General features: G+C 64.2%; 22 protein-coding genes and 1 tRNA gene. 6 read left to right on the top strand and 17 right to left on the bottom strand.

From position 1 onward, the window contains the following. Nucleotides 1-8: 8 nt before the first annotated feature. From AABA86_RS19320 to AABA86_RS19240, 17 genes are all read right to left on the bottom strand, one after another. Nucleotides 9-1,517, bottom strand: a complete 1,509-nt coding sequence (locus AABA86_RS19320; protein ID WP_212250850.1) for an NADH-quinone oxidoreductase subunit M — start codon at nucleotides 1,515-1,517, stop codon at nucleotides 9-11. Then, entirely contained in the window at nucleotides 1,518-3,596 is a 2,079-nt protein-coding gene (gene nuoL / locus AABA86_RS19315) for an NADH-quinone oxidoreductase subunit L (RefSeq protein WP_338307937.1), read from the bottom strand. Between the two features lie 8 nt (nucleotides 3,597-3,604). Next, nucleotides 3,605-3,913 (bottom strand): NADH-quinone oxidoreductase subunit NuoK, encoded by a 309-nt coding sequence (gene nuoK, locus AABA86_RS19310; RefSeq protein ID WP_008547737.1) that lies wholly within the window; start codon nucleotides 3,911-3,913, stop codon nucleotides 3,605-3,607. Then, on the bottom strand, nucleotides 3,910-4,548 hold the full coding sequence (locus tag AABA86_RS19305; RefSeq protein ID WP_338307936.1) for an NADH-quinone oxidoreductase subunit J: 639 nt from the start codon (nucleotides 4,546-4,548) through the stop codon (nucleotides 3,910-3,912). Before AABA86_RS19305 ends, nuoK begins: the two co-directional genes overlap by 4 nt. A 9-nt stretch (nucleotides 4,549-4,557) precedes the next feature. Beyond that, nucleotides 4,558-5,052, bottom strand: coding sequence for an NADH-quinone oxidoreductase subunit NuoI (nuoI, locus tag AABA86_RS19300; RefSeq protein WP_191093171.1), 495 nt, complete (start codon nucleotides 5,050-5,052; stop codon nucleotides 4,558-4,560). 8 nt (nucleotides 5,053-5,060) lie between these two features. Then, nucleotides 5,061-6,128: an NADH-quinone oxidoreductase subunit NuoH gene (gene nuoH, locus AABA86_RS19295; protein WP_038948735.1), complete on the bottom strand. Its 1,068-nt coding sequence runs from the start codon at nucleotides 6,126-6,128 to the stop codon at nucleotides 5,061-5,063. A 10-nt stretch (nucleotides 6,129-6,138) separates the two neighbouring features. Next, nucleotides 6,139-8,214, bottom strand: a complete 2,076-nt coding sequence (gene nuoG / locus AABA86_RS19290) for an NADH-quinone oxidoreductase subunit NuoG (protein WP_338307935.1) — start codon at nucleotides 8,212-8,214, stop codon at nucleotides 6,139-6,141. 5 nt (nucleotides 8,215-8,219) lie between these two features. Then, nucleotides 8,220-9,545, bottom strand: coding sequence for an NADH-quinone oxidoreductase subunit NuoF (nuoF, locus tag AABA86_RS19285; RefSeq protein WP_063194770.1), 1,326 nt, complete (start codon nucleotides 9,543-9,545; stop codon nucleotides 8,220-8,222). Nucleotides 9,546-9,560: 15 nt separating this feature from the next. Beyond that, nucleotides 9,561-9,767 (bottom strand): hypothetical protein, encoded by a 207-nt coding sequence (locus AABA86_RS19280; RefSeq protein WP_338307933.1) that lies wholly within the window; start codon nucleotides 9,765-9,767, stop codon nucleotides 9,561-9,563. Then, the gene (gene nuoE, locus AABA86_RS19275) at nucleotides 9,767-10,378 is read right to left on the bottom strand and encodes an NADH-quinone oxidoreductase subunit NuoE (protein ID WP_018320144.1); all 612 of its coding nucleotides are present in this window, start codon (nucleotides 10,376-10,378) and stop codon (nucleotides 9,767-9,769) included. The genes AABA86_RS19280 and nuoE overlap by 1 nt, the downstream gene beginning before the upstream one ends. A 12-nt stretch (nucleotides 10,379-10,390) precedes the next feature. Beyond that, on the bottom strand, nucleotides 10,391-11,356 hold the full coding sequence (locus AABA86_RS19270) for an FkbM family methyltransferase (RefSeq protein ID WP_212250836.1): 966 nt from the start codon (nucleotides 11,354-11,356) through the stop codon (nucleotides 10,391-10,393). Next, complete coding sequence (locus AABA86_RS19265; protein ID WP_212250834.1) at nucleotides 11,356-12,552, bottom strand: NADH-quinone oxidoreductase subunit D; 1,197 nt, start codon at nucleotides 12,550-12,552, stop codon at nucleotides 11,356-11,358. Before AABA86_RS19265 ends, AABA86_RS19270 begins: the two co-directional genes overlap by 1 nt. Before the next feature lie 2 nt (nucleotides 12,553-12,554). Continuing rightward, nucleotides 12,555-13,169: an NADH-quinone oxidoreductase subunit C gene (locus AABA86_RS19260; protein ID WP_028141456.1), complete on the bottom strand. Its 615-nt coding sequence runs from the start codon at nucleotides 13,167-13,169 to the stop codon at nucleotides 12,555-12,557. A gap of 11 nt (nucleotides 13,170-13,180) precedes the next feature. Next, the gene (locus AABA86_RS19255) at nucleotides 13,181-13,768 is read right to left on the bottom strand and encodes a NuoB/complex I 20 kDa subunit family protein (RefSeq protein ID WP_212250832.1); all 588 of its coding nucleotides are present in this window, start codon (nucleotides 13,766-13,768) and stop codon (nucleotides 13,181-13,183) included. After that, entirely contained in the window at nucleotides 13,759-14,124 is a 366-nt protein-coding gene (locus AABA86_RS19250) for an NADH-quinone oxidoreductase subunit A (protein WP_018320139.1), read from the bottom strand. The genes AABA86_RS19255 and AABA86_RS19250 overlap by 10 nt, the downstream gene beginning before the upstream one ends. Before the next feature lie 682 nt (nucleotides 14,125-14,806). Continuing rightward, nucleotides 14,807-17,056 carry a TonB-dependent siderophore receptor gene (locus AABA86_RS19245; protein ID WP_338307932.1) on the bottom strand — a complete coding sequence of 750 codons (2,250 nt, stop codon included), beginning with the start codon at nucleotides 17,054-17,056 and terminating at the stop codon, nucleotides 14,807-14,809. 183 nt (nucleotides 17,057-17,239) lie between these two features. Further along, nucleotides 17,240-17,752, bottom strand: a complete 513-nt coding sequence (locus AABA86_RS19240) for a MarR family winged helix-turn-helix transcriptional regulator (RefSeq protein WP_212250828.1) — start codon at nucleotides 17,750-17,752, stop codon at nucleotides 17,240-17,242. Nucleotides 17,753-17,935: 183 nt separating this feature from the next. On the opposite strand from AABA86_RS19240, the gene AABA86_RS19235 reads away from it, so the two are divergent. The 6 genes from AABA86_RS19235 to pepT all read left to right on the top strand — a co-directional run bounded on the left by AABA86_RS19235 (nucleotide 17,936) and on the right by pepT (nucleotide 22,954). Beyond that, nucleotides 17,936-19,126 carry an aromatic ring-hydroxylating dioxygenase subunit alpha gene (locus AABA86_RS19235; RefSeq protein WP_212250826.1) on the top strand — a complete coding sequence of 397 codons (1,191 nt, stop codon included), beginning with the start codon at nucleotides 17,936-17,938 and terminating at the stop codon, nucleotides 19,124-19,126. A gap of 60 nt (nucleotides 19,127-19,186) precedes the next feature. Then, entirely contained in the window at nucleotides 19,187-20,482 is a 1,296-nt protein-coding gene (locus AABA86_RS19230) for a spinster family MFS transporter (RefSeq protein WP_212250824.1), read from the top strand. A 142-nt stretch (nucleotides 20,483-20,624) separates the two neighbouring features. Continuing rightward, on the top strand, nucleotides 20,625-20,828 hold the full coding sequence (locus AABA86_RS19225; protein ID WP_212250822.1) for a hypothetical protein: 204 nt from the start codon (nucleotides 20,625-20,627) through the stop codon (nucleotides 20,826-20,828). Between the two features lie 160 nt (nucleotides 20,829-20,988). Beyond that, nucleotides 20,989-21,065 (top strand) — tRNA-Asp (locus AABA86_RS19220). 206 nt (nucleotides 21,066-21,271) lie between these two features. After that, a complete protein-coding gene (locus AABA86_RS19215; RefSeq protein WP_212250820.1) occupies nucleotides 21,272-21,601 on the top strand; it encodes an HU family DNA-binding protein in 330 nt (109 codons plus the stop codon). 102 nt (nucleotides 21,602-21,703) lie between these two features. After that, nucleotides 21,704-22,954, top strand: coding sequence for a peptidase T (pepT, locus tag AABA86_RS19210; protein WP_212250818.1), 1,251 nt, complete (start codon nucleotides 21,704-21,706; stop codon nucleotides 22,952-22,954). Nucleotides 22,955-22,997: the final 43 nt, after the last annotated feature.

Raw genomic sequence — 22,997 nt, 5'->3', positions numbered from 1 at the left:
CTGCCCGATCACTGGAGCAGTGCGGCGGCCTTCACGGCCGTCACAGCGGTGTTGTAGTTGTTGACGAGTTGCTGGACCGAGGCGGCCGACATGTCGAGCACCGGCTTCGGATAGACGCCGAACAGGATCGTCAGCGCGATCATCGGGAACAGCGTCAGGCACTCCCGGAAGGTGAGATCCTTCATGCTCGCAAGCGACGGCTTGACCAGCGCCCCGAACACGACCTTGCGGTAGAGCCACAGCGCGTAGCACGCCGACAAGATCACGCCGAAGGTGGCGAAGAACGCGGTCGGGATCGAGACCTTGAAGGTGCCGAGCAGCGTCATGAACTCGCCGACGAAGCCTGATGTGCCGGGCAGACCGACATTGGCCATGGTGAAGATCATGAAGGTCAGCGCGTAGAGCGGCATCCGGTTGACGAGGCCGCCATAGGCCGCGATCTCGCGGGTGTGCAGGCGGTCGTAGACGACGCCGACGCAGAGGAACAGCGCGCCGGAGACGATGCCGTGCGAGATCATCTGGAACACGCCGCCGGCGACGCCCTGCATGGTGCCGGCGAAGATGCCCATGGTGACGAAGCCCATATGCGCAACTGAAGAGTACGCGATCAGCTTCTTCATGTCCTCCTGCATCAAGGCCACCAGCGAGGTGTAGATGATGGCGATGGCCGAGAGCGTGAAGATCAGCGGCGCGAAGTCGTGCGAGGCCAGCGGGAACATCGGCAGCGAGAAGCGCAGGAAGCCGTAGCCGCCCATCTTCAGCAGGATCGCGGCGAGGACCACGGAGCCGGCCGTCGGCGCCTCGACATGCGCGTCGGGAAGCCAGGTGTGCACCGGCCACATCGGCATCTTCACCGCGAACGAGGCGAAGAAGGCCAGCCAGGCCCAGGTCTGCAGCGACCGCGGCACGGCCGTGTGCATCAGGGTCGGAATGTCGGTGGTGCCGCCATTCCAGTACAGCGCCATGATGGCGAGCAGCATCAGGACCGAGCCGAGCAGCGTGTAAAGGAAGAACTTGAACGATGCGTAGACCCGGCGCGGACCGCCCCAGACGCCGATGATCAGGAACATCGGGATCAGGCCGCCTTCGAAGAACAGGTAGAACAGCACGAGATCGAGCGCCGAGAAGGTGCCGATCATCAGCGTTTCCAGGATCAGGAACGCCATCATGTATTCGCGGACGCGGTTGGTGATCGCCTTCCAGCTCGCGATGATGCAGAACGGCATCACGGCGGTGGTGAGGATCACCAGCGGCAGCGAAATGCCGTCGACGCCCATGTGGTAGGTGATGCCGGTGGCGAGCCAGTTCGCCTTCTCGACGAACTGGAAGTCGGGATTCGACGGGTCGAACCGCATGACCAGGATCACCGACACCGCGAAGGTGATCAGCGTGGTCCAGAGCGCGATCCAGCGCGAATTGCGCTTGGCCGCCTCGTCATCGCCGCGGCTGAGATAGACGATCAGCGCGCCGACCACCGGCAGGAACGTCGTGACCGATAGGATGGGCCAGGTTGTCATTTACTGGCCTCCAAAGCCGAACATGAACCAGGTGATCAGGCCGGCGGCGCCGATCAGCATGGCGAATGCGTAGTGATAGAGATAGCCGGTCTGGATCTTCACGACGTTGCGGGTGACGTCCAGGACACGGGCCGAGACGCCGTCGGGACCGAGGCCGTCGATGATGAAGCCGTCGCCCTTCTTCCAGAGCTGATAGCCGATCCACTTCGCCGGACGGACGAAGATGATGTCGTAGAGCTCGTCGAAGTACCATTTGTTGAGCAGGAACTGGTACAGCATCGGCTGCGTCTTCGCGAGCTCGACCGGCAGATAGGGCCGTCGGATGTAGAACAAATACGACACCAGGAAGCCCAGCACCATCATCACCGTCGGCAGGAAGGCGATGGTCTCGGGGATGTGGTGCATCTCCTCGATGATGTGCGGATTCATCTTCACGGATTCGCGGAAGAACTCCTCGATGCCGTGACCGGCGAACAGCTCCTTGAACGGGAAGCCGGCGACGATGGAGCCGACGGCGAGCACGCCGATCGGGATCAGCATCCAGATCGGAGCCTCGTGCGCGGCCTCGTAGTGATGCTCGTCATGCGGCTCGCCGTGGAAGGTCTTGAAGATCAGGCGCCAGGAGTAGAACGAGGTCAGGCCGGCGGCGACGATCGTCATCAGGAAGCCGTACACCGCGAACGGATTGTGCGAGGCGTACGCGGACTCGATGATCGCGTCCTTGGAGAAATAGCCGGCGGTGAGCGGGAATCCGGTCAGCGCGAGCGTGCCGACCACCATCACCGCATAGGTGTAGGGGATCTTCTTCCAGAGCCCGCCCATGTTGCGGATGTCCTGCTCGTGGTGCATCGCGTAGATCACCGAGCCGGAGCCCAAGAACAGCAGCGCCTTGAAGAAGGCGTGCGTGAACAGATGGAACATTCCGACCGAATAGGCCCCTGCCCCCATCGCCACGAACATATAGCCGAGCTGCGAACAGGTCGAATAGGCGACGATGCGCTTGATGTCGTTCTGGACGAGGCCGATGGTCGCGGCGAAGAACGCGGTGGTCGCGCCAAAGAACATCACGACGGCCTGCGCATTCGGGGCGAGCTCGAACAGCGGCGACAGGCGCGCCACCATGAAGACGCCCGCGGTGACCATGGTCGCGGCGTGGATCAGCGCCGACACCGGGGTCGGGCCTTCCATCGCGTCCGGCAACCAGGTGTGCAGCAGGAACTGCGCCGACTTGCCCATCGCGCCCATGAACAGGAGGAGACAGGTCAGGGTCAGCGCATCGGCATGCCAGCCGAGGAAGTTGATGGTCTTGCCGGTGAGGCCGGGCGCGGCATGGAAGATGGTCTCGAAATCGGTCGAGCTGGTCAGCATGAAGATCGCGAAGATGCCGAGCGCGAAACCAAAGTCGCCGACGCGGTTGACGACGAAGGCCTTGATGGCGGCCGCGTTCGCCGACGGCTTCTGGTACCAGAAGCCGATCAGCAGATAGCTCGCCAGACCCACGCCTTCCCAACCGAAGAACAGCTGCACGAGGTTGTCCGCCGTCACCAGCATCAGCATGGCGAAGGTGAACAGCGAGAGATAGCCGAAGAAGCGCGGCCGGTACGGATCCTCGTCCATGTAGCCGATGGAATAGAGGTGCACGAGCGAGGACACGGTCGTCACCACCACCAGCATCACGGCAGTGAGCGTGTCGACGCGAAGCGTCCACCAGACCTGGAGGTCGCCGGAAAAGATGAAAGGCAGCAGCTGGATGCGGGCGTCATGGTGCATGAAGCCGACGTCGACCAGCGTCATCCAGGACAATGCCGCCGATACGAACAGCAGACCCGTCGTGATCAGCTCGGCGCCGCGCGAGCCCGCCGCCGGCGGCTCGACCGGGCCGTGGCCGTGGTCGTCATGGGCGTGATCGTCGTGGCCATGGTCGTCATGGGCGGCCGCGGCATGGGCATCGCCATGACCGTGATCGCCGTGATGCTCGACCTCGTCACCCGAGGGGTTGCGGGCATGCGCGCCGGCCAGGGCGATGAGCCCGGCCAGAATGGCGCCCAGCAGAGGCAGGAATACGATTGCCTGAACCATGACTGAGCTCAGCCCTTCATCAGATTGACGTCCTCAACCGCGATCGAGCCGCGGTTGCGGAAATAGACCACCAGGATGGCGAGACCGATCGCGGCTTCAGCGGCAGCGACGGTGAGCACCAGAAGCGCGAAGACCTGGCCGACGATGTCGCCGAGGAAGGTCGAGAACGCGACGAGGTTGATGTTGACCGAGAGCAGGATCAGCTCGATCGACATCAGGATGACGATGATGTTCTTGCGGTTCAGGAAGATGCCGAGGATGCCGAGCGTGAACAGGATCGCGCCGACCGCCAGATAGTGTCCGAGCCCGATCGTCATTTCACCCACTCCGCCGCATCGGCATCCGAGAGCCCCTGCCCCGGCGCCACCTTGCGCATCGCCATCGCCATGTCGGGCGTGCGCGCGTTCTGAACGTTGATGTCCTGCCGCTTCACGCTCGCCTTGTGCCGCAGCGTCAGCACGATGGCGCCGATCATGGCGACCAGCAGCACCATGCCCGAGAGCTGGAAGTAGTGGATGTACTTCGTATAGAGCACCAGACCCAGCGCCTCGGTGTTCGAGACGTTGGTCGGGATCGCCGCCGTGATCGTCTTGGCGACACCGGGGTTGATGACCCAGAAGCCGACGGTGAGCAGCAACTCGAACAGGAAGATGCCGCCGATCACGAGGCCGACCGGCAGGTACTCGATGAAGCCCTCGCGCAGCTCGGTGAAGTCCACATCGAGCATCATGATCACGAACAGGAACAGCACCGCGACCGCGCCGACATAGACGACGATCAGGATCATCGCCAGGAACTCGGCACCCATCAGCACGAACAGGCCGGAGGCGTTGACGAAGGCCAGGATCAGGTACAGCACGGAGTGCACGGGATTGCGCGAGACAATCACCATCACGGCCGAGGCGACGCAGACGCCGGCGAAGAGATAGAAGAACAGCGCGGGAAGGATCATGCCCTCACCTCACCGGTACGGCGCGTCGAGCTCGATCGCTTTCGCGATCTCGCGTTCCCAGCGGTCGCCGTTGGCGAGCAGCTTGGCCTTGTCATAGAACAGTTCCTCGCGGGTCTCGGTCGCGAACTCGAAGTTCGGACCTTCGACGATGGCGTCGACCGGACAGGCCTCCTGGCAGAGGCCGCAATAGATGCACTTCACCATGTCGATGTCGTAGCGCACGGTGCGGCGGGTGCCGTCGTTGCGACGCGGGCCGGCCTCGATGGTGATGGCCTGCGCCGGGCAAACCGCCTCGCAGAGCTTGCAGGCGATGCAGCGCTCTTCGCCGTTCGGATAGCGGCGCAGCGCATGCTCGCCGCGGAAGCGCGGCGAGATCGGGCCCTTCTCGAACGGATAGTTCAGGGTCGGCTTCGGCTGGAAGAAATAGCGCATGGCGAGGAAGAACGCCGAGACGAATTCCGACAGCAGAAGCGAGCGTGCAGTGGCGTTGACGTTGATACCCATGACGGCCCTCACTTCGGCGCGATGCCGGCGAAATGCAGCACGCCGGCCACTACGACCACCATCGCCAGCGACAGCGGCAGGAACACCTTCCAGCCGAGGCGCATCAGTTGGTCGTAGCGGTAGCGCGGCACGATCGCCTTTGCCATCGCGAACAGGAAGAACATGAAGAAGACTTTGAGCGAGAACCAGATGATCCCCGGCACCCAGTTGAAGGGCGGCAGGTCGACCGGCGGCAGCCAGCCTCCGAGGAACAGGATCGTCGCCATCGCGCACATCGTGACGATCGCAACATACTCGCCGAGCATGAACAGCAGATACGGGGTCGAGCCGTACTCGACCATGAAGCCGGCGACGAGCTCGGATTCGGCTTCCACGAGGTCGAACGGCGGGCGGTTGGTTTCCGCCAGCGCCGAAACGTAGAAGATCACGAACATCGGGAACAGCGGCCAGACGTACCAGTTCAGGATCGTCAGCTGCGGCAATCCGATCAGGCTGGCGAGCCCGCGGACATGTTGGGCCTCGACCACGGCCGACAGGTTCAGCGTGCCGGCGCAGAGCAGCACCGTGATGATGACGAAGCCGATCGAGACTTCATAAGACACCATCTGCGCCGCCGAGCGCAGCGCGGCCAGGAACGGGTACTTCGAGTTCGACGACCAGCCGGCCATGATGATGCCGTAGATCGACAGCGACGAGATCGCGAAGATGAAGAGGATGCCGACATTGATGTCGGAGATCACCCAGCCGAGATTGGTCGGGATCACCGCCCAGGCCGCGAGCGCGAGCACGCAGGACACCAGCGGCGCCAGCAGGAAGACGCCCTTGTTGGCGCCGGCCGGGATGATCGGCTCCTTCAGCACGAACTTCAGAAGGTCGGCGAAAGACTGCAGCAGGCCCCAGGGACCGACCACGTTCGGGCCGCGCCGGATCTGCACCGCCGCCCAGATCTTGCGGTCGGCGAGCAGGATGTAGGCGATCGCGACCAGGAGGACGACGAGCACCAAGACGCTCTCCGCGACCATGATGATCAGCGGCCAGAGGAAACCGGTCCAGAATGCGCTTTCGAAGAATTCCATCAGATCACGCTCACTCCGCTGCGGTCAGCATGTGCCCGGAGGCGAGGCGCGAGCATTCCGCCATCACGGCGGACGCACGCGCGATTGGGTTGGTCAAATAGAAGTCCTCGACCAGCGGCTTGAACGGTGCCTTCTCGGGCGAACCGCCCTTCCCCGCGAGCTTCTTGATCTGGTCGGCCGAGCCGGCCTCGATCTGGTCGAGACGGATCAAATGCGGCACGGACTTGAAGATCGCCTGGCGCAGCGCCGAAAGCGAGTCATAGCCGAGCTTCTTGCCGAGCGCTTCCGACAGCGCGCGGACGATCGCCCAGTCCTCGCGGGCTTCGCCCGGCGGGAACGCGGCGCGGCCCGTCATCTGCACGCGGCCCTCGGTGTTGACGTAGATCGCCGACTTCTCGGTGTAGGCGGCCGCCGGCAGGATGACGTCGGCGCGGTGCGCGCCGCGGTCGCCATGGGTGCCGATATAGACGACGAAGGTACCGTCAGGCGCGTTGATCTCGTCGGCGCCGAGCAGGAACAGCAAATCGAGCGTGCCGAACGTCGTCATCTGCGCGGCGTTCAGGCCGCCGCCGGTTGCGGAGAAGCCGATATCGAGCGCACCGACGCGCGAGGCGCTCTCGTGCAGCACGCCAAAGCCGTTCCAGCCGTCCTTGACCGCACCGACGTCGAGCGCGAGCTTGGCGGCGCTGGCGAGAATGGCGGCGCCGTCGTGACGCGAAGCCGCGCCCGCGCCGACCAGGATGATCGGATTCTTGGCGTTCTTCAGCACGTCCATGAAGGAGTGCTTGCCGGCCGCGAGCTCACCGAGCGTCTCGGTGCCCGCGCCGAGGTGATCGTAGTCGTAGGTCAGATCGACCTTGGCCCCGATCACGCCGACCTTGAAGCCGCCGGCGCGCCAGCGCTTGCGGATGCGGGCGTTGAACACCGCCGCCTCTTTCCGCGGGTTGGCGCCGATGATGAGCAGCGCATCCGCCTGCTCCACACCCACCAGGGTCGGGTTGAAGATGTAGGAGCTGCGGCCGAGCGCGGGGTCGAAGGCGTCGCCACCCTGCACCGCCATATTGGTCGAGCCGAACTTGGCGAGCAGATCCTTCAGCGCGAACATCTCCTCGACGCCGGCGAGATCGCCCGCGATCGCGCCAATGCGCTTGCCGTCGGTGCGCGCCGCCTTGGCGGCGATCGCGGCAAAGGCTTCGGTCCAGCTCGCCGCGCGCAGCTTGCCGGCTTCACGGATATAGGGCCGGTCCAGGCGCTGGGTGCGCAGGCCGTCGACGACGTGGCGGGTCTTGTCGGAGATCCACTCCTCGTTCACGGCCTCGTTGATGCGCGGCAGCACGCGCATCACCTCACGGCCGCGGGTGTCGACGCGGATCGCCGAGCCGACGCCGTCCATGACGTCGATCGACTGCGTCTTGCCGAGCTCCCAAGGGCGCGCCGCGAAGGCGTAGGGCTTCGAGGTCAGCGCGCCGACCGGGCAGATGTCGACGAGATTGCCCTGCAATTCCGAGGTCAGCGCGTGCTGGAGGTAGGTCGTGATCTCCATGTCCTCGCCGCGCCCGGTGGCGCCCATCTCGGGCGCGCCGGCAACTTCCGCCGAGAAGCGGACGCAGCGCGTGCACTGGATGCAACGGTTCATCGAGGTCTTGACCAGCGCGCCGAGATATTTGTCCTCGACCGCGCGCTTGTTCTCGGCGAAGCGGCTGGTGTCGACACCATAGCCCATCGCCTGGTCCTGCAGGTCGCACTCGCCGCCCTGGTCGCAGATCGGGCAGTCCAGCGGGTGATTGATGAGAAGGAACTCCATCACGCCTTCGCGTGCCTTCTTCACCATCGGCGAACGCGTGGAGATTTCCGGCGGCTCGCCCTTCGGGCCCGGGCGGCAGTCGCGCACGCCCCAGGCGCAGCTCGCGACCGGCTTGGGGCCGCCCTTCACTTCGACGAGGCACATCCGGCAATTGCCGGCGATCGACAGCCGCTCGTGATAGCAGAAGCGCGGAATCTCGGCGCCGGCCGCCTCGCACGCCTGAAGCAGCGTGTACTCGGCGGGGACATCGATCTCTTTGCCGTCGATGATGAGCTTGGTCATGTCTCTTACTCCGCCGCGACCATGTTCACGGGATCGCGGACGCCGATATCGTCGATGTCGGACTTGTGCGAATATTCGTCGATGCGCGCTTCGATTTCATGACGGAAATGCGCGATCAGGCCCTGGATCGGCCATGCCGCCGCGTCGCCGAGCGCGCAGATGGTGTGGCCTTCGACCTGTTTCGTCACTTCGAGCAGCATGTCGATCTCGCGCTTATGCGCGCGGCCCTCGGCCATGCGGGTCAGCACGCGCCACATCCAGCCCGTGCCCTCGCGGCACGGCGTGCACTGGCCGCAGCTCTCGTGCTTGTAGAAATAGGAGATGCGGGCGATGGCGCGGATCAGATCGGTCGACTTGTCCATCACGATCACGGCCGCGGTGCCGAGGCCCGAGCGCAGCTTGCTCAGGCTGTCGAAATCCATCGGCGTGTCGATGATCTGCTCGGCCGGCACCATGCGCACCGACGAGCCGCCGGGGATCACGGCCTTGAGGTTGTCCCAGCCGCCGCGGATGCCGCCGCAATGCTTCTCGATCAGCTCACGGAACGGAATGCCCATGGCCTCTTCGACGTTGCAGGGCCGCTCGACATGGCCGGAGATGCAGAACAGTTTCGTGCCGACATTGTTCGGACGGCCGATGCCGGCGAACCACGCGGCGCCGCGGCGCAGGATGTCGGGCGCAACGGCGATGGACTCGACGTTGTTGACGGTGGTCGGGCAGCCGAACAGGCCGACATTGGCCGGGAACGGCGGCTTCAGGCGCGGCTGGCCCTTCTTGCCTTCGAGGCTTTCGAGCAGCGCGGTCTCTTCGCCGCAGATGTAAGCGCCGGCGCCGTGCGCGACGTAGATGTCGAACGGCCAGCCGTTGACGTTGTCCTTGCCGACCAGCTTGGCCTCATAGGCCTGGTCGATCGCGGCCTGGAGATGCTCGCGCTCGCGGATGAATTCACCGCGGACATAGATGTAGCAGGCATGCGCGTTCATCGCGCAGCTCGCGATCAGGCAGCCCTCGATCAGGAGATGCGGATCGTGCCGCATGATCTCGCGATCCTTGCAGGTGCCGGGCTCGGACTCGTCGGCGTTGACGACGAGATAGCTCGGCCGGCCGTCGGTCGATTCCTTCGGCATGAACGACCATTTCAGGCCGGTCGGGAAGCCGGCGCCGCCGCGGCCGCGCAGGCCCGACGCCTTCATCTCGTTGATGATCCAGTCGCGGCCCTTGTCGATGATGTTCTTGGTGCCATCCCAGGCGCCGCGGCGCCGCGCACCCTCGAGCCCCCAATCGTGGAGGCCGTAGAGGTTCTTGAAGATGCGGTCCTTGTCCTCGAGCATATCAGTGCTTTCCGATCAACGAATGGTCTGCTTGTAGGCAAGTCCGGCGGCGCAGACGGCGAAGGTCAGCGCCCAGAGCAAACTGGATTCCAGCGACGCGTTCAGGCTGAAACGCTGCAGCAGGAAAATGAAAGCGGCCGCCACGGCGGCGTGCAACGCGATGAAGCCCCACTTCTTCATGGCACCACTCTCCTGCACCGAAGGCTGCGAGAGACCACGCATCAGGTGCTCTCCTTCAGCGTGGTCGGCCCCGTGATCGGCGCCGAGAACTGGCGGCCGTTCTGCGGACCGGGCTTGGGCGGATTGCCCGAAGCGAAACCGTCGAGCACCTTGCCGAAGCTTTCCTTGGTCAGGTCCTCATAAGTGTCCTTGCCGATCAGCACCATCGGCGCGTTCACGCAGGCACCGAGGCACTCGACCTCTTCCCAGCTGAAATTGCCGTCCTTGGACAGGTGGAAGGGCTCGTGATGGATGCGGTGCTCGCAGACGTGGATCAGATCCTCGGCGCCGCGCAGCCGGCACGGCGTGGTGCCGCAGACCTGGACGTGGGCCTTCTTGCCGACGGGGGCGAGCTGGAACATCGTGTAGAAGGTCGCAACTTCCAGCACGCGGATATAGGGCATGTCGAGCATGTCGGCGATGACGCGGATCGCGGCTTCGGAGACCCAGCCGTCGTGCTGCTCCTGCGCGCGCCAGAGGATGGCGATGACGGCGGAGGCCTGGCGGCCGGCCGGATATTTCGCGATCTGCTGCTTGGCGAACGCGAGGTTCTCCTCCGTGAACGCAAAGCTCGCGGGCTGGACTTCCTTCGGTGCTAATCGGCGAACGGACATCTCTTCAATCTCTCACTGCATGCGGCGCGCTGTTTTCGCATTCAGGGCTTCGATCCTGTCCTGCCAAAATGCGCTTGCGGTGCCGAAAACGTTGTAGCCGACGTGGGTCGAGACCTTGATGCGGTCGAGGATCGACAGCTCGGTCACGGTCTCCATCCGGTTGCTGCGCGGATCGAACACGATCAGCTTCAGCGGGGTCTGCTCGAGGATGAAGCGCGACACCGCATGAGAGCGGTCGCTGCCGTGCTCCTCGCACATGATGACGCTGTCGGCCTGGAGCAGACGCGCGCCGCCCTTGATCGCCTCGATCTCGACGCCCTCGACGTCGAGCTTGATCAGGTACTTGCCGGCGCTTGCGACCTTGCCGTCCTCGATCAGATTGTCGAGAGCGATGACCGGCACCTCCTCACCGCCCGCGGAGGGATCGCCGGCGATGCTGAAGGCCTCGTGCTTGGTGCCTGACAGACGCGCGGTGCCGCGGCTGGCGCCGATCGCGCATTTCATGGTCTCGAAGCGATTGCCGTTGACGCGGGCATTGTTGGCGAGCTTCGGATAGTTCTGCCCCGACGGCTCGATCGCGATCGCCTTGTGCGAGCCGAACGGCCTGCTCGACACCAGCACCGACCAATAGCCGTAATTGGCGCCGCAATCGAGCAGCGTGTAGTCGACGTCGACGGAATCGGCGAACAGCAGCTCGAGTTCGTCCTCGTAATTGTACGAGCGGTTGAGCAGCTTGCTCCAATAGCCGTCGCCGTAAGGGAATTCGAACACGGCGTCGGGATTGAGCCTGATCGCGATGTTGCGCTCGGGCAGCGTCTTCCGCAGCAAATTCGCGCAGGCGATGTAGCCCATGTGCGAGAAGTGCGACGAGATCTTCGATCCCGTCACCAGCGCCAAGGCAGCCGTCCGCTCCCACAGGTTGGCCCCTTCAAGGGCCCCCGAAGCGCGGTCAAACTGGATTGGCGCCTGCTGCCCCATTACCGATCGACCTCTCCGAACACGATGTCGAGCGAGCCGAGGATCGCCGAGACGTCGGCGAGCAGATGGCCGCGGCAGATGTGATCCATCGCCTGCAGATGCGCAAAGCCCGGCGCGCGGATCTTGCACTTATAGGGCTTGTTGGTGCCGTCGGAGATCAGATAGACGCCGAACTCGCCCTTCGGCGCCTCGACCGCGGCATAGACTTCGCCGGCCGGCACGTGGACGCCTTCGGTGTAGAGCTTGAAGTGGTGGATCAGCGCTTCCATCGAGCGCTTCATCTCGCCACGGCGCGGCGGCGCGACCTTGTTGTCCTCGACGACGACCGGGCCCTTGCCTTCAGGGGTGTTCAGCTTCTGAATGCACTGCTTCATGATGCGGATGGACTGCCGCATCTCTTCCATGCGGATCAGATAGCGGTCGTAGCAGTCGCCGTTCTTGCCGATCGGAATGTCGAAATCCATCTCGGCGTAGCATTCATAGGGCTGCGACTTGCGCAGGTCCCAGGCCGCGCCCGAGCCGCGCACCATCACGCCGGAGAAGCCCCACTCCCAGGCTTCCTTCAGCGGCACCACGCCGATATCGACGTTGCGCTGCTTGAAGATGCGGTTGGCGGTGAGAAGACGGTCGAGGTCGTCCACGACCTTCAGGAACGGATCGCACCAGGCCTCGATGTCGTCGACCAGCTTCTGCGGCAGGTCCTGGTGCACGCCGCCGACGCGGAAGAAGGCCGCGTGCATACGGCTGCCCGAGGCGCGCTCGTAGAACACCATCAGCTTTTCACGCTCTTCGAAGCCCCACAGCGGCGGGGTCAGCGCGCCGACGTCCATCGCCTGCGTGGTGACGTTGAGCAGATGCGACAGGATCCGGCCGATCTCGCAATAGAGCACGCGGATGAGCTGGCCGCGGCGCGGCACCTCGATGCCGAGTAGCTTTTCAGCCGCCATGCAGAAGGCGTGCTCCTGGTTCATCGGCGCGACGTAGTCGAGCCGATCGAAATACGGGATCGCCTGGAGATAGGTCTTCTGCTCGATCAGTTTTTCGGTGCCGCGATGCAAGAGACCAATGTGGGGGTCGACGCGCGCTACCACCTCACCATCCAATTCGAGCACGAGGCGCAGCACGCCGTGCGCGGCCGGATGCTGCGGACCGAAATTGATGGTGAAATTGCGAAGCTGTTCGGGTTGCTCGTTCATGATCAGACCTTCGGTCCCGCTTTTTCGTCTCCCGGAAGGACCGGATAATCGGCTCCCTCCCACGGAGACAAAAAGTCGAACTTGCGGAATTCCTGGTTGAGCCGGACGGGCTCGTACACCACCCGCTTCTCCTGGTCGTCGTAACGAACCTCGACGAAACCGGTGGTCGGAAAGTCCTTGCGCAGCGGGTGGCCCTCGAAACCGTAATCGGTGAGGATGCGGCGCATGTCGGGATGGCCGACGAAGAACACGCCGTAGAGGTCGTAGGCCTCGCGCTCGAACCAGTCGGCGCCGGGGAACACCTCGATCAGCGACGGCACCTGCGTGGTCTCGTCGGCCTGGGCCTTGAGCCGGATCCGCGCGTTCAGGGTCGGGGACAGGAAGTGATAGATCACGTCGAAGCGCTTCTCGCGCGACGGGTAGTCCGCGGCCGTGATGTCGGTGAAGTTGATGAAGCGGCAGTTCGGGTCGTCGCGGAGGTACTTGACCACCTCGACGATCTTGCTGGCCTCGACATCAACCGTCAGCTGGTTGAAGGCCACCGAATGACCGATGGCGGCGCCCGGAAGCGCGCTAACGATCGTCTGCCCCAGGGCGTCGAGCTTGGCGTCGTCCATGACGTAAAACCTTAGCGTTCGATGGTGCCGGTGCGCCGGATCTTCTTCTGCAGCAGCAGCACGCCGTAAAGCAGCGCTTCCGCCGTGGGCGGGCAGCCCGGCACATAGATGTCGATCGGCACGATGCGGTCGCAGCCGCGCACGACCGAGTAGGAATAGTGATAATAGCCGCCGCCATTGGCGCAGGAGCCCATCGAGATGACGTAGCGCGGCTCGGGCATCTGGTCGTAGACCTTGCGCAAAGCCGGCGCCATCTTGTTGGTCAAGGTGCCTGCAACGATCATCACGTCGGACTGGCGCGGCGAGGCACGCGGCGCGAAGCCGAAGCGCTCGACGTCGTAGCGCGGCATCGACACCTGCATCATCTCGACCGCACAGCAGGCGAGACCGAAGGTCATCCACATCAGGGAGCCGGTACGGGCCCAGGTGATGAGGTCGTCGGTCGCGGCCACGAAGAAGCCCTTGTCGGACAGCTCGGAGTTGACCTCGAGGAAGAACGGATCATTGGCTCCGACCGGCTTGCCGGTCGACGGATCCAGGATGCCCTTGGGGGCCGGCGCGATAGCCGGACCTGTGGACGACACGGGGTTCAATCCCATTCGAGTGCTCCCTTCTTCCATTCATAGGCGAACCCGACCGTCAGCACGGCGAGGAACACCACCATGGACCAGAAGCCGGTCGCGCCAAGCTTGCCGAACGCCACCGCCCAGGGAAACAGAAACGCCACCTCGAGATCGAAGATGATGAAGAGGATGGCGACCAGATAAAAGCGGACGTCGAACTTCATGCGCGCGTCGTCGAAGGCGTTGAAACCGCACTCATACGCCGACAGCTTCTCCGGGTCCGGCTGCTGGAACGCCACGACGAAGGGCGCGATCAGCAGCACGAGGCCAATGAGGCCCGCTACCCCTATAAAGACGACGAGTGGAAGATAGTTCTGCAGAATGCCGCTCATTGGCGAGCCCTTTTTCCCGCAGCCTCGGGACAGCCACGGATTCGTCCGATTTGGAATTATTCTGAGCCTTAGCGCAGTGCACCAATGGGCGCAAGACACGCTCTTTTTAGGCCCTTTGCCGCCCCCAGAACGGTGAAAATCCCGGAATCACCCCGCGCTGGTATGGAGCAGATCGCAAGGCCCAGCAAGGGCGGCCACCGTTTTGCAAGGCCGTGGTTCTGAGATTGCCGGCGTACGGGCCAGAGCAGCTCTTTGCCGCGCATTGCCCGAGAAAAGCCGCCGGTTTTCTGGTGCGGCAGCGCACCCAAACCGAGGCGCGGCCGCCGTCAGCCGCCCCAGACTGTCACCCCGGCGACATATAGCCGACCGTTCCCCGGAACAGCGCGGCCGGAAGGCCGGTGATCGTCGCCGCCCGCGAGGCAGGACAGGTGCAGCAAAGATACCTATCCACAGGCGCAAGTGATCAGACGAGCCATGCATCGCGGCGGGACCGGGCCTGCCTGCTGCGAAGACAGCACCGACTTGCGATATATTGCAGCCCGACCGGTCGCGAGCGCGGCGAGCGGCGACGTGGAGGGCCGTCGCGCGCGCCGCGCTCCGATGAGTTTCGGGCTGGGGGGCATAGCCCGGGTGCTCATCTATCTCGTGGTGGAGGACCGGCGTCAGCCGCCCTCACCTGTCCTCACCATTTGTAGGAAACGCTAGCGGTGACGCGCCGGCGGTCGCCGTAGAAGCAGGACGTCGGGAACGAACAGCTCGCGACATAGATCTTGTCGGTCAGGTTGATCACGTTCAGCGCCGTCCGCCAGTTCTGCCATTCGTAATGGAGTGCGAGATCGCCGAGCACGACTGCGGGAACCTCGAGGGTGTTGGCCGGGTCAGCCCAGGATGAGCCGACGTAGCGCACGCCGCCGCCAAAACCGAAGCCTTCGAGCGGCCCGTCCTTGAAGGTGTAGTCCGCCCAGCCCGAGACCAGCAGCTGGGGCGTGTTGGTCGGCGTCTTGCCGACCAGCGACGGATCGAGGTCCCGGCTGTTGAAGAGATGATAGGCGGTGAAGGCGCCGATCAGTTTGAGTTCCCTGGTGGCATTGGCCACCGCTTCGAGCTCGATGCCGCGCGAGGTCACCTCGCCGGTCTGGTTCAGCAAAATCGGCGTCCCCGCTGTCGTCGCGACGTTCTGGCGCTTCAGGTCGAAAACCGAGGCCGTGAAATAGCCGTCGAATCCCTTCGGTGCGACCTTCACGCCGATCTCGGTCTGCTGCCCGGTCTCCGGCAGGAAGAGCTGGTTGCTGGCGTTGAGACCGATGACCGGATTGTAGCTCGTGGCATAGGAGACATAGGGCGCGATGCCGTTGTCGAAATTGTAGATCAGCCCGGCCCGCCCGCTGAACTTGCTGTCGTCGCGGCTGGCGACGCTGGCCCCGGTGTCGCGCGCTTCCTGCGTCGTCTCGACCCAATCGTTGCGGCCGCTCAGCACCAGCGTGAAGTTGCCGAGCTTCATCTGATCCTGGAGGTAGGTACCCGCCTGCTTCTGCGTGATCAGGAAGTTGCGGAACGGAGCGCCCGTCAGCGGAATGCTGAGGCCATAGACGGGATTGAAGACATTGACCGAAGGGACGGTGCCGAAGTTGAAGTTCTGGTAGTCGTCGATCTGGTAGCCCTTGAGATCGACGCCGAACAGCATCGTGTGCCTGACGGGACCGGTGTTGAAGCGATATTCCAGCTGGTTGTCGAGATTGGCCTGGTTGGCGGTGTTCTTCGCATACCAATTATAACGGCCCATCGTCGCCGTGTTGATGTTGTCCCAGCCGTTCCCGATGAAGCCGCGATAGGTCAGATCGATATGCGCGAACCGCGCATTCTGCCGGAACGTGAGGTCATCGGTGAGATTGCGCTCGAACTGGTAACCGAGCATCTCCTGCTCGCGCGTGAACTTGTCGACATTGGGATCGCCGACGAAGAAGCTGGTCGGGATCTTGCCGAACGGCGCGTTCGTCACCGTGCCCTGGTAGGGCAGGAAGTTGATGCCCCTCGTGTCCGTCTTCGAGGCCGATGCGAGAACCGTGAAGCTCGTGTCGGCATCCGGCTTCCACGTGAAGGACGGCGCGATGAAGTAGTTGTTGTCAGGCGTGAAGTCGACCTGCGTGCCGCCGTTCCTGATCTCGCCGACGACGCGATAGAACAGCTTGCCGTCCTGCGGCTGGGTCGCGATCGGCCCGCCGACATCGAAGCCGACATAAGCGTTGCCGAAATTGTTGACGCCGGTCTCGATGTAGCGGATCGGCTCGGCTGGCGGCATCTTGCTGATGACGTTGACGATGCCGCTCGGGCTCGATCCGCCGTAGAGCACCGCGGACGGACCGCGCAGCACCTCGACGCGCTCCATGTTGGACGGCGGCAGCCGCCAGCTCGCATAGGAGGTGTAGAACAGCTGCATGCCGTCGAGGAACAGTCCGATGTCGTCGGACTTGAAGCCGCGGATCAGCCACCAGTCGTTGCGCGTGTCGGCACCGAAGGTGCCGGCGCGCACTCCGGCGGTGTAGCGCAGCACTTCGTCGAGCTTGTTCGGCTTCTGGTCGCGGATCTGCTCGGCGCCGATCACGGACACCGATTGCGGCGTCTGCATGATCGGCGTGTTGGTCTTGGTGCCGGACGAACTGCGGCCCGCGACGTAGCCGTTCACCGGGCCGCGCGGCGTCTCGACGAAGCCGACATCGCGCTGCTGCGGCGGCCTGTTCCTGTTGGCGGTCTGCTCCGACGACCGCGGCGCACGGCGCTGAGGAGTCGTGGCGGCGCGGCGGCGCGTTTCCGGCGCGGTGACGGTCACCGACGGCAGGTTCGTTGCGCCACTCTGCGCGGACGATTGTGCAAGCGATGCCTGCGGCACCAAGACCAAAGCGGAAGCGGTCGCCAATACGGCCGACCGCAGCATTCCCAGACTGTTCAACGCGCCACCCCGAAGCTGCATGTTCGATGCGTCATGCCGCCTGTCCCCGGACGGCATGCGCTCAACGGCGACGCTTATGTGAGGGCGCGAAAATTCCCTAATTGAAAACTTCTTAGAAGGACTCTTAGAAGCGATCCAACATGTCGCGATCGAGAGAGCGCGGCGAGATCAGCGTGAGTTCTTCTCGCTCTCGAGCATCTCGGCTGCGATCGCCGTGAGCCGATCGACTTGACCCAGCAGCGTGTGGAACTCGGCTTCGCTCAGATCTTCCAGCAGGCGCCGGTTGCGCTCCTGCGCGCCGTCGACGATCGCATCATGCGCTGCAAGGCCCGCCGCCGTCAGAGAGATCAGCACTTCGCGGCTATCTTTCGGATTTGCCGATTTTGCGATCAGCTTGCGCGAGAGCAGATTGGCCAGCGCGCGGCTGATTTGTCCCTTGTCCTGACCGACGGCTTCGGCAAGCCGCGCCACGCTCATCGGCGGCCGGCGGCCGAGCGAGGCGACAAGACCGAACTCGACCGAGGACAATCCGGTGAGGCGCTTGTAGCGCAGGATCGCACCGCGCTTGAGCAGATTGGCAAGCACCATCAGTCGCGACGACAGCATCACGGTGATCGGGGCCGACGGTTCGCTCTCGTCTGCGGGCGACGTCGCCCCGCCCCTGCTCTCGATCTGGCTCATGATCCACCTCTGCCAAGAAAGTCCGAGCCTGCCAAGCCCGAGCCTGCCAAGCCCCGCCGGCCGCCTCATCCAATGCGACCAAGAGGCATTTGGAAGATCGTTGACATTGTCATCGAATTATCTTTCACTGGATCCAAGGCATCGAAAAGGCCCGGCCATCACGGCCAAAGCGGGAGGACCGGCATGACCATCACCCAGCGGGATCGTGATCTCGGCACGGCCTATGCGATGAAGCCGGCGCACACGCGCACCGAGCTCACCTCGGTCGTGCGCGGCACGCCGATGGGCGAGCTGCTGCGGCGCTACTGGCACCCGGTCGGGCTCATCAGTGACGCCACCGACACACCGAAGAAAGTGCGCGCACTGGGCGAGGATCTGGTGCTGTTCCGCGACAAGCATGGCCGCGCCGGCCTCTTGCACGCCCGCTGCTGCCACCGCGGCACCACGCTCTACTATGGCAAGGTCGAGGATGACGGCATCCGCTGCTGCTATCACGGCTGGAAGTTCGACACCGAGGGCCACTGCCTGGAGCAGCCCTGCGAGCTCGACGGCGGCCAGTTCAAGGACAAGGTGCGCCAGCCCTGGTATCCGGTCGAGGAACGCTACGGACTGATCTTCGCCTATATGGGCCCGGCCGAGAAACGCCCGGTGCTGCCGGCTTACGAATGCCTGGAGACAATGGACGACGGCGAGCTGGTCGAAGCCGATGATTCCTCGATCGGCGGCGGTGGCCCCGCCATCATCCCCTGCAACTGGCTGCAGCATTTCGAGAACGTGGTCGATCCCTATCACGTGCCGGTGCTGCACGGCTCGTTCTCGGGCCCGCAATTCACCAACATGATGGCGTCGATCCCGGAGGTGACGTTCGAGAAATCGCCGCGCGGCGTCCTCGTCCGCTCCGAGCGCAAGCAGGACGACGGCAAGGTGTTCTATCGCGTCAGCGAGGCCGCGCTGCCGACGCTGCGCGTCGTGCCGAACCCGCGCGTCGCGCAGTTCGCCCGCGTCGAGTCGATCGGCTGGGTGCTTCCGATCGACGATGGCTCCTTCCGGATCTATGTCGCCGGCCGCGTCAAGGCTCCCGGCGACATCAGCCGCATGCGCTCGAAATTCAACGGCAAGTTCTGGTGGGACATGACCGAGCAAGAGCACCAGCAATTCCCCGGCGATTACGAGGCCCAGGTCGGCCAGGGCGAGGTCACCGTTCATTCCGAGGAGCATTTCGGCCAGAGCGACCGCGGCATCCTGTTGATCCGGCGCATGCTGAGCGACCAGCTCGATGCGCTCGCCGCCGGCCGCGATCCGATCGGCGTCTCGTTCGATGCCGGCGCGCCTCCGGTCGCATTCGAAGCGGGGAATTACATCCGCGAAGGCTGATCTACCAGCTCCACGAAGGGCTGGACCGACAACGATAACAAAGACAAATTGGGGGAAGCGATGGTCGATGTGACGTCACAGATGTCGGTGCAAACGGCTGCCGCGGCCAAGCCCCCGGCGCGGCGCTATTACGTGCTGGGGCTGCTCACCATCATCTACGCGCTGAACTTCCTCGACCGCACGATCTTCAACGTGCTGATCGAGCCGATCAAAAAGGAGTTCGCCCTCAGCGACACCATGATGGGCCTGCTCGCGGGCTTCGGCTTCGCACTGTTCTATTCCCTGCTCGGCATTCCCATCGCGCGCATCGCCGACCGGCTCAACCGCCGCAACATCGTCGCTGTCGCCTTTGCGTTCTGGAGCGCGATGACTGCGCTGTGCGGCGCGGCCACCAGCGTAACCTCGCTGGCGCTGGCGCGCATCGGCGTCGGCGTCGGCGAATCCGCGGGCTCGCCGGCCTCGCAATCGATCGTCGCCGACCTCTTCGCCAAGAACGAGCGTCCACGCGCCCTCGGCATCTACGCTATCGGCACCTATCTCGGCGTCTTCCTCGGCTATTTCATCGGCGGCTACGTCAACCAGCACTATGGCTGGCGGATGGCCTTCTACGTCGCCGGCCTGCCCGGCATCCTGCTCGCACTGGTGCTGTGGCTGACGATCTCCGAGCCGAAGCGCGGCGCGATGCAGGAGAGTTTCGTGCCCGAGCCGCTCGGGCCGACGCTGCGCTTCCTCGTCTCGCAGCGAAGCTTCATCATCGTCCTGATCGGCTTCTGCCTCACCACCTACACCAACTACGCGACCGCGGCCTGGATTCCGCCGTTCCTCGCCCGCGTGCACCATCTGTCGAGCGCCGAGATCGGCACCTATGCTGGCACCTTCAAAGGCCTTGCCGGCATGGCCGGCACCCTGCTCGGCGGCTTCGTCGTGGCGCAAGTGAGCCGCCGCGACGACCGCTGGAAGCTGTGGGCGCCCGCGATCACCTCGGCCCTCGCTGGCCCCGTGTTCGCGCTCTGCATGCTGACGCAGGATTTCGCGATGATGGTTGCCATGCTGGCGCTGACCTCGTTCCTGGTCGGCTTCCATCTGGGGCCGATCTTCGCGATCGCGCAGACGGTGGCCAAGCCCAGCATGCGGGCGCTGGCCTCCGCGCTGATCGCGCTCACCGCGACCTGCTTCGGCCAGGGCGTCGGCCCGCTCGCGGTCGGCGTGGTCAACGACGCGCTGAAGGGCAGTTATGGCACTGAAGCCGTGCGCTATTCCCTGCTCTCGGCGGCGGTCACGACCACGCTCGGCGCCCTGCTCTTCATCTGGGCGGCGCGCTCGATCCGGGCCGATATCGACCGGGCGGCGGCCTGAGACCTTTTCCGGCCGTAAGCCCGGCGAAACCCAGCGGGCGTATTAATGAAACCATTTTGCGGAACCCGCGAAACCATCCGGAAACAGATGGTCCTTAAGACATGAGCCCATAGACGGCGGCAAAGCCCGTCGGGAGGCTCAGATGAACCACTCCATTCACTCTGCTGATCGTGCGACCCACCTGAAGATCGTGGTGGTGGCGCTGGTGGCCGGCATCGTGGTCGCCGGCTTCGGCATCGCGGCCCGCACCAATGCCGATTACAGCCAGACCGCCCAGTCCACCCACGTGATCAAGGCCGGCAAGCCGGTGGTGGTGACGAGCGCGGGCACGTCCGAGATTCGCTGATACGTCCTCTTCCGGGCTGACCGATGGCCGCCTCCGGGCGGCCTTTTTCGTTTTCCAGAGCAATGCTTAGCCGAGATACACCGTGCCAGCGCAACGTCCTTGACTTCACTCAGCCCCGCCTTTAAGTCCCCCCTCGTTCCGCGCGCGTTCAGCGAACCACGCGGGAGTAGCTCAGTTGGTTAGAGCGCCGGCCTGTCACGCCGGAGGTCGCGGGTTCGAGCCCCGTCTCTCGCGCCATTTTGGCAATCCCTTCATAGTCTTAGCTTGAACTCCTTCAGGGCCGTCGCAGCTGCGGCGAGCCGTGGACGACGTTCGTCCGGCCGGACCCGCGGCGGTGTCAGCCGCGCCCGAATCGTCTAGGTCTCAAAGGACTTAGAGGGATCCCCACGCATTCTCGGCTTTTCCAGGGAGGCCCTGTCATTGGACAACCGAGGAGGCCAGTCATGGCTAAGAAGGATTCGGCCAAGAAGGATTCGGCGAAGAAGGCAGCCGCTCCCGCCACCATCACGCTCAAGCAGCTCGCCGCCGATATCGCCGAGAGCCAGGATCTGTCGAAAAAGCGCGCCGAGGCGGTCCTGACCGACATGGTCGATTTGATCGCCAAGCACCTCAAGAAGGGCGACCGGGTCCGCATCGTCGGGCTCGGCATCCTCCAGGTCCGCAAGCGCGCCGCCCGCACCGGCCGCAATCCCGCCACCGGCGAGCCGATCCACATCAAGGCCAGCAAGAAGGTCACCTTCCGTCCGGTCAAGGAACTGAAAGAGGCGATCTGAGGCTACTCTTCGTTAAGCCTGATCCCACCTCCTTCCTGCCGCAACGCGGCCCGCTTTTCTGGTATACCGGCTGCTTCCCTGACCCCGGCGGTTTGACCAGAAATGTCCTCCCTCACCTTTTCGCATACCGTGACCGAGCGCTTCCTGCGCTACGTCACCATCGACACCCAGTCTGATCCGGACTCCCCTCACTCGCCCTCGACCGAGAAGCAGAAGGATCTCGGCCGCGTGCTCGCCGCCGAGCTGAAGGCCATGGGCGTCGCGGACGCGCATCTCGACGATTACGGCTACGTCTACGGAACGATCCCGGCCAACACCGACAAGAAGGTGCCGGTGATCTGCTTCTGCTCCCACATGGACACCTCGCCCGACGTCACCGGCAAGGACGTCAAGCCGCAAGTTCTGAAGAACTATCGCGGCGGTGACATCACCCTGCCGGGCGACACCAGCCAGGTGATCCGCTTCGCCGAGCACCCCGCGCTGAAGAACCAGATCGGCAACGACATCATCACCACCGACGGCACGACGCTGCTGGGTGCCGACAACAAGGCGGGCGTCGCCGAGATCATGGATGCCGCGCACTTCTTCATCAACAATCCCGATGTGAAGCACGGCACCATCAAGATCCTGTTCACGCCGGACGAAGAGATCGGCCGCGGCGTCGACAATGTCGACCTGAAGAAGCTCGGTGCCGATTTCGGCTACACCATGGACGGCGAAAGCGCCGGCTGCGTCGAGGACGAGACCTTCTCGGCCGACGGCGCCACCATCACCATCAACGGCGTCAGCGCCCATCCCGGCTACGCCAAGGGCAAGATGGAGCATGCGATCAAGATCGCGGCCGCCATCGTCGAGCGGCTGCCGAAGGAAGGCTGCTCGCCGGAGACGACCTCGGGCAAGCAGGGCTTTCTGCATCCAATCGGCATCGAGGGTGCGCTGGAACAGGCGACGCTCTCCTTCATCGTCCGCGACTTCACCGAGGAAGGGCTGAAGGAGAAGGAGGTCCTGCTCGAGACCATCGTCAAGGACGTGATGAAGGACTATCCGCGCTCGACCTACACGTTCGAGGTGCGGGAGCAGTACCGCAACATGAAGCAGGTGATCGACCGTCACCCGCACATCCTCGAATACGCCATCGAGGCGATCCGCCGCGCCGGCCTGCGGCCGATGCGCACCGCGATCCGCGGCGGCACCGACGGCTCCCGCCTGTCCTTCATGGGCCTGCCCTGCCCCAACATCTTTGCCGGCGAGCACGCGTTTCATTCGCGGCTCGAATGGGTCAGCCGGCAGGACATGGAAAAAGCCGTCCAGACTATCGTGCATCTGGCGATGATCTGGGAAGAGAAGGCCTGAAGCTTCGTGCAGGCGTCCGTTATGGCCGGGCTTGCGCCCGGCC

The organism is Bradyrhizobium sp. TM233 (assembly GCF_036247965.1).
Classification (GTDB): domain Bacteria; phylum Pseudomonadota; class Alphaproteobacteria; order Rhizobiales; family Xanthobacteraceae; genus Bradyrhizobium; species Bradyrhizobium ottawaense.
Note: the sequence above shows the minus strand (reverse complement) of the source record. Positions and strands in the feature narration are given on the sequence as shown.

Coding starts and splice junctions, on each gene's coding strand:
- nuoI (WP_191093171.1), bottom strand. CDS start 5,052: ATGGGTATCAACGTCAACGCCACTGCACGCTCGCTTCTGCTGTCGGAA.
- AABA86_RS19320 (WP_212250850.1), bottom strand. CDS start 1,517: ATGACAACCTGGCCCATCCTATCGGTCACGACGTTCCTGCCGGTGGTC.
- nuoE (WP_018320144.1), bottom strand. CDS start 10,378: ATGTCCGTTCGCCGATTAGCACCGAAGGAAGTCCAGCCCGCGAGCTTT.
- AABA86_RS19240 (WP_212250828.1), bottom strand. CDS start 17,752: ATGAGCCAGATCGAGAGCAGGGGCGGGGCGACGTCGCCCGCAGACGAG.
- AABA86_RS19305 (WP_338307936.1), bottom strand. CDS start 4,548: ATGATCCTTCCCGCGCTGTTCTTCTATCTCTTCGCCGGCGTCTGCGTC.
- AABA86_RS19215 (WP_212250820.1), top strand. CDS start 21,272: ATGGCTAAGAAGGATTCGGCCAAGAAGGATTCGGCGAAGAAGGCAGCC.
- pepT (WP_212250818.1), top strand. CDS start 21,704: ATGTCCTCCCTCACCTTTTCGCATACCGTGACCGAGCGCTTCCTGCGC.
- nuoK (WP_008547737.1), bottom strand. CDS start 3,913: ATGACGATCGGGCTCGGACACTATCTGGCGGTCGGCGCGATCCTGTTC.
- nuoH (WP_038948735.1), bottom strand. CDS start 6,128: ATGGAATTCTTCGAAAGCGCATTCTGGACCGGTTTCCTCTGGCCGCTG.
- AABA86_RS19280 (WP_338307933.1), bottom strand. CDS start 9,767: ATGCGTGGTCTCTCGCAGCCTTCGGTGCAGGAGAGTGGTGCCATGAAG.
- AABA86_RS19245 (WP_338307932.1), bottom strand. CDS start 17,056: ATGCTGCGGTCGGCCGTATTGGCGACCGCTTCCGCTTTGGTCTTGGTG.
- AABA86_RS19265 (WP_212250834.1), bottom strand. CDS start 12,552: ATGAACGAGCAACCCGAACAGCTTCGCAATTTCACCATCAATTTCGGT.
- AABA86_RS19250 (WP_018320139.1), bottom strand. CDS start 14,124: ATGAGCGGCATTCTGCAGAACTATCTTCCACTCGTCGTCTTTATAGGG.
- AABA86_RS19230 (WP_212250824.1), top strand. CDS start 19,187: ATGGTCGATGTGACGTCACAGATGTCGGTGCAAACGGCTGCCGCGGCC.
- nuoL (WP_338307937.1), bottom strand. CDS start 3,596: ATGGTTCAGGCAATCGTATTCCTGCCTCTGCTGGGCGCCATTCTGGCC.
- nuoG (WP_338307935.1), bottom strand. CDS start 8,214: ATGACCAAGCTCATCATCGACGGCAAAGAGATCGATGTCCCCGCCGAG.
- AABA86_RS19255 (WP_212250832.1), bottom strand. CDS start 13,768: ATGGGATTGAACCCCGTGTCGTCCACAGGTCCGGCTATCGCGCCGGCC.
- AABA86_RS19225 (WP_212250822.1), top strand. CDS start 20,625: ATGAACCACTCCATTCACTCTGCTGATCGTGCGACCCACCTGAAGATC.
- AABA86_RS19270 (WP_212250836.1), bottom strand. CDS start 11,356: ATGGGGCAGCAGGCGCCAATCCAGTTTGACCGCGCTTCGGGGGCCCTT.
- AABA86_RS19235 (WP_212250826.1), top strand. CDS start 17,936: ATGACCATCACCCAGCGGGATCGTGATCTCGGCACGGCCTATGCGATG.
- nuoF (WP_063194770.1), bottom strand. CDS start 9,545: ATGCTCGAGGACAAGGACCGCATCTTCAAGAACCTCTACGGCCTCCAC.
- AABA86_RS19260 (WP_028141456.1), bottom strand. CDS start 13,169: ATGGACGACGCCAAGCTCGACGCCCTGGGGCAGACGATCGTTAGCGCG.